At 62.1% G+C, this 5,231-nt stretch carries 3 protein-coding genes; all 3 read right to left on the bottom strand.

Annotation, left to right across the window (positions count from 1 at the left end):
• Positions 1-747, bottom strand: a 747-nt coding sequence (locus G6N74_RS30200; RefSeq protein ID WP_281354090.1) for a calcium-binding protein, incomplete at its 3' end; no start/stop codon positions are given.
• Positions 748-1,063: 316 nt separating this feature from the next.
• Positions 1,064-3,958, bottom strand: a complete 2,895-nt coding sequence (locus G6N74_RS30205) for a tandem-95 repeat protein (protein WP_165121690.1) — start codon at positions 3,956-3,958, stop codon at positions 1,064-1,066.
• Positions 3,959-4,135: 177 nt separating this feature from the next.
• On the bottom strand, positions 4,136-5,231 hold a 1,096-nt coding region (locus tag G6N74_RS30210), incomplete at its 5' end, for a calcium-binding protein (protein WP_165121691.1).

Below are 5,231 nucleotides of genomic sequence, written 5' to 3' on the forward strand. Positions count from 1 at the left end.
GCCATCGAGGCCGATCAGGACATCGTTGCCGGCTGAGCCCGTCAGGCTGTCGGCGTGGGCAGAACCGATCAGGCGCTCGATGCCGGTCAGGGTATCGCCCTGGGCGTCGCCACCGCTTCCGGTACCGGTGGTGAGGTTGACGGTGACGGCTGAAGCGGAGCCGGAATAATCCGCCGTATCCGCCGTGCCGGCGCCGCCCTGCAGGGAATCGGCGCCCGCGCCGCCGATCAACACATCGTCTCCCGCGCCGCCGAGGAGGATGTCATTGCCGCCCTGGCCGTTCAAAATGTCGTTGCCGCCCTGGCCATTGAAGGTGTTGGCGCCCGCGTTGCCGGTGAGGTTGTCGCCGCCGGTGTTGGAGCCAATCAGGTTGGTAATGCCCACGAGATAATCGCCCTGGGCGTCGCCACCGAAGCCCTGCGTTGCGTTGGTGAGTTGGAGGTTGATACCCTGCATCGGCAGGGTGAGGTTGACGGTTACCGACAGGTCGATGGTCACGCCGTCGACGGAAGTGGTGTAGTCGGCCGCATCGATGCCCGAGTTGGTGATAACACCAGCCGCGTTGAGGAGACCGCCGATGATTACGTCGGCACCGGCTCCGCCGCGGATCACATCGTCGCCAGACCAGCCGATCGCAATGTCGTCACCGCCGAGCGCGTCGACGAAGTCGTTGCCGATGCCCTGGACCGGGCCGATGATGAGATCGGGTAATACCTCGGCGCCGTTAGTGCCTGTGAAAGTGGCCATGATGTCCTCCTGTCAAAAAGTTGAAAGCTCTCGACGTGCCATTGCCCGGGCCGTTACCTCCTCCCCGGCGCAGTGCCTACCGAGGGTTGTAGCATATGGAAAGTGGACGTCTACTGCCTCACTATCCGGCCTGCCGGCCGGTCAGCGAAGGCACGAGCAATTGACGGTTTTTTCTCAGCAGATCACGACCGAGATGCGAACCCGCGCGACAATGGCTGATCCGTGCCGGAGCGGGTATACGGCAAGTGCCGTAGATCGACATCGCCAAGGTGTGCAATTCCGCCGCCCCTTCAGGAGCGGCGGTTTTGCATTGGGATCACGCCACGAAAAACTCGTTGGCATTCATCGCCAGTCCGGGCGTCAGGGTGGCGAACTGGGTTGCAGCAGCGCCGCCGATGCCGTCCTTGTCGAAGAAAAGCCCGCCAGTCGTCGAATTGAAGATGATCCGGTCGCTGGCATCATGCGCAGCAGTACCGATGTGGAATGCCGCTGCCGTCAGCCAGCCCGCCGCCAGGCCGAAGAAGATGCCCTTGTCCAGCTGGATCATGTCGTCGGCAACATTGTAGTCGGTGATGGTGTCGACATTGTTCGGTCCGAGCACCGTGTTGAAGACGAAATTGTCCTTGCCTTCCCCGCCGACCAGGCGGTCATTGCCGAGATAGCCGGCAAGCGTATCGTTGCCGGCGCCGCCGCGCAGGATGTTGTTGCCGCTGTTGCCGCCAAGGGTGTTGGCAAGCGTGTTGCCGTTTCCGGTCAGGTTGGCGGTGCCCTGGAGTTCGAGGCGCTCGATATTGGCGCCGATCGTCCAGTCGACAGAGGAGCGGATCGTGTCGCGGCCTTCTCCGCCCGCTTCGACGATCCGGTTGCCTGTCGAGGAGACGATGTAGATGTCGTCGCCATCGCCGCCGGCCAGCGTGTTGTTGCCGAGCCCGCCGTCGAGGATGTCGCTTCCTGAGGTTCCGTTGACCTTGTCGCCATTGGAATCCAGGCCCCTGACTGTCACCGTCGCCGTGGCCGTGGAACCATCGGCAAGGGTATAGGTGAAGCTGTCAGTGGCGGTTGCATCTATGCTGCCGGAGGTCACATAGTCCGGAAGATGGTTGAAGACGCCATTCGGATCATAGCCGAAGGTTCCATCGGCATTCACCGTCAGCAGGGCGCCGGATGCCAGCGTGATCTGGACCCCGACATTGCCGGAGACGCCGTTCACCGCGGTGATGGACAGAGGACTGTCGACGTCGGTGTCGGGGCTTGTGGGGTTGGCAGAAAACAGGCTCAAGCCCGCGCTGATCGCCGTGGCTTCGTCCGTTATGAAAGCGTCGTCCACGGCGACCGACGGATCGTCGACGGCGGAGACATTGACCGTCACGGTTGCAGGCGCGCTTACGGTGGTGCCATCCGTCACCGTGTAGGTGAAGTCGGCTGGGCCATTGTAGTTGGCGGCCGGCGTGAAGGTCACGGTGCCGTCGCCATTCAAGACCACCACACCATGCGAGCCGTTGGTGACCGAGGCAATCGAAAGCAGGCCGGCGCTGTCGATATCCGTGTCGTTGCCCAGCAGGTCGGCCGCGCTATAGGTCACGCTCGTATCTTCGACGGCTGAAAGCGTATCGTCGACGGCTGCAGGCGCATCGTCGATGGCGGAGACATTGACGGTCACGGTCGCGGGGGCGCTTATGATGGTTCCATCCGTCACCGTGTAGGTGAAGTCGGCTGGGCCATTGTAGTTGGCGGCGGGCGTGAAGGTCACGGTGCCGTCGCCATTCAGGACCACCACGCCATGCGAGCCGTTGGTGACCGAGGCAATCGAAAGCAGGCCGTGGGCGCTGTCGATATCCGTGTCGTTGCCCAGCAGATCGGCCACGCTATAGGTCACGCTCGTATCTTCGACCGCTGAAAGCGTGTCGTTGACGGCCACGGGCGCATCGTTGACGGCGGAGACGTTGACCGTCACGGTTGCAGGCGCGCTTGCGGTGGTTCCATCCGTCACCGTGTAGGTGAAGTCGGCTGGGCCATTGTAGTTGGCCGCCGGTGTGAAGGTCACGGTGCCATCGCCGTTCAAGACCGCCACGCCATGCAGGCCGCTCGTGACCGAGGCAATCGAAAGTTGGCCGTGGGTATTGTCGGCGTCCGTGTCGTTGCCCAGCAGGTCGGTCGCGCTATAGGTCACGCTCGTATCCTCGACCGCCGAAAGTGTGTCGTTGACGGCCACGGGCGCGTCGTTGACGGCAGTGACCGAGACAGTTGTCGTCGCGGGCGCGGAAGTGGCGCCTTCGGCATCCGTCAAAGTCAGTGTCAGCGTGCGCGTGCTCGTGGAAGGATCGATGTCGTTCAGGTTATGGTAGGTGAGGGCGCCGATCAGCGACTGGATCGACTGATCGGTCGCATTTGCATTGAAAGTGACGACAAGGCTGCTGCTGCCGGTTCCCCCGGCAAACGTCCCTATCACGGTACCGAGATAAGTGATGTTCGACCCGGATACGCCGATAGCGCCACCTGACCCGCTGTTTTGAACGGAAAGCACGTCCTCGGCATTCACCCGTCCGGACGAAATGCGGAATGTCAGATTTCCGCCGGACCAGCCCGTTGCGTCAGGATCGGTAACAGTTGTCGAGGGAAATCCGTCGATGACCAGAGGCGCGCCGCCCTCGGTGAAGGTCTTGTTGTCGGAGGCGTCGAAGTTGGTGATGATCGGATTGACGTTGACGTCGGCGGTAATGTTGTCGATCCAGAGGCTGGACGTCGGATTGGGCGATCCGGGGATGGACGAAATGGCATGGTCGCCCAGCTGAAGCGAACCGACCGGGCCGATCGTCATTCCCGGGAACATATGCTGAAGGGTGACCGGGCCGCCGCTGTATAGATCGTCAGCCAGGTTGCTGATCGGCCCGATTGTAAGATACGGCGTCCACTGACTTCCATCGGACGGGTCCGTCACCAGCCCCGGCGTCGCGTGATAGCTGACCTGAAAGTCCGTATAGTTGAATGTCGCTGCCTGGGCGCGCGAGATGTTGATTGTGAACGGGTGGTCGCCGACCGTCGGGTCTTCGGAGAAATTGAAACGCTCATTGTCGAAATTTGCGGTCCAGTTTCCGTCGGCAATGATGGTGAAAAGCAGCCCGCCCGCCGTCAATTGATTGTCGCCGCTGGCGCCGCTGGCAACCCCGTCGGTGATCTCACCAGAAGTAAATCTTACTGTTGTAAGTGTCATTTGCCGTCCCCCGCCCAGTCTGGAGCAAAAATACTTTCAGACTTGCGATCAAGTGCAGCAAAAACATACGCTGCGCAAGGTCAGGCGAAATGTCAGCAGAGAATATATTTTGGTGCAGGTGAATTGCCGGCGCCTGGAGTTTCTGCGCCGGCCAATGCGGGTTTCCGCGGTTCGGGATCACACCACGAAAAACTCACCCGCATTTATCGCCAGTCCGGGCGTCACGGTGGCGAACTGGATCGCATCGATGCCGCCCAGACCGTCCTTGTCGAAGAAAAGGCCACCCGTCGTCGAATTGAAGATGATCCGGTCGCTGGCATCATGCGCGGCAGTGCCGATGTGGAAGGCCGTTGCCGCCAACATCCCCTCCACCAGGCCGGCAAAGATTCCGTTCTCCAGCAGGATCATGTCGTCGGCGATCGTGTAGTCGGTGATGGTGTCGATGTTGTCCGGACCGAGAACCGAGTTGAAGACGAAAGTGTCCCGGCCTTCTCCGCCGACCAGACGGTCATTGCCGAGATAGCCGGCAATCGTGTCTACGCCGCTGCCGCCGCGCAGGATGTTGTCGCCGCTGTTGCCGCCGACGGTGTTGTCGAACCCATTGCCGTTGCCGGTGAGATTGCCCGAGCCCTGCAGTTCGAGGCGCTCGACAGTGACGCCGACCGTCCAGTCGACCGAGGAGCGTATCGTGTCGCGCCCCTCTCCGGCTACCTCGATGACGCGGTCGCCGGTCGAGGAGACGATGAAGATGTCGTCGCCGGTTCCGCCAATCAATGTGTCGTTGCCGCCGAGCCCGTCGAGCAGGTCGTTGCCGGCTCCGCCCGCCAGCCGGTTTGCACCGGCATCGGTGCCGGTCAACGTATCGGCATAGGCCGAGCCGGTGAGGTTCTCGATGCTGGTCAGCACGTCGCCTTCGGCGTGGCCGCCAGCGGCTGTTCCTGCCTCCAGGCTGATGATGACGCCCGCTGTCGAGGTGGTATAGTCGGCAGTGTCGGAGCCGCTGCCACCGTCCAACGTGTCAGCACCTTCAAGGCCGGCAAGCACGTCGTTGCCGACCCCGCCGTTTAGGGTGTTCGCGCCGGCATCGGTGCCGGTCAGCGTATCGTCAAAGGCCGAGCCGTTAAGGTTCTCGATGCCGGTCAGCGTATCGCCTTCGGCATGGCCGCCGGCGGCTGTTCCTGCCTCCAGGTTGATGATTATGCCTGCCGTCGAGGCTGTGTAGTCGGCAGTGTCGGAGCCGAGGCCGCCTATCAACGTATCCGCACCGCCGAGC

Source organism: Mesorhizobium zhangyense, from assembly GCF_011045115.1.
In the GTDB taxonomy this organism is placed as follows: Bacteria; Pseudomonadota; Alphaproteobacteria; order Rhizobiales; family Rhizobiaceae; genus Mesorhizobium_M; species Mesorhizobium_M zhangyense.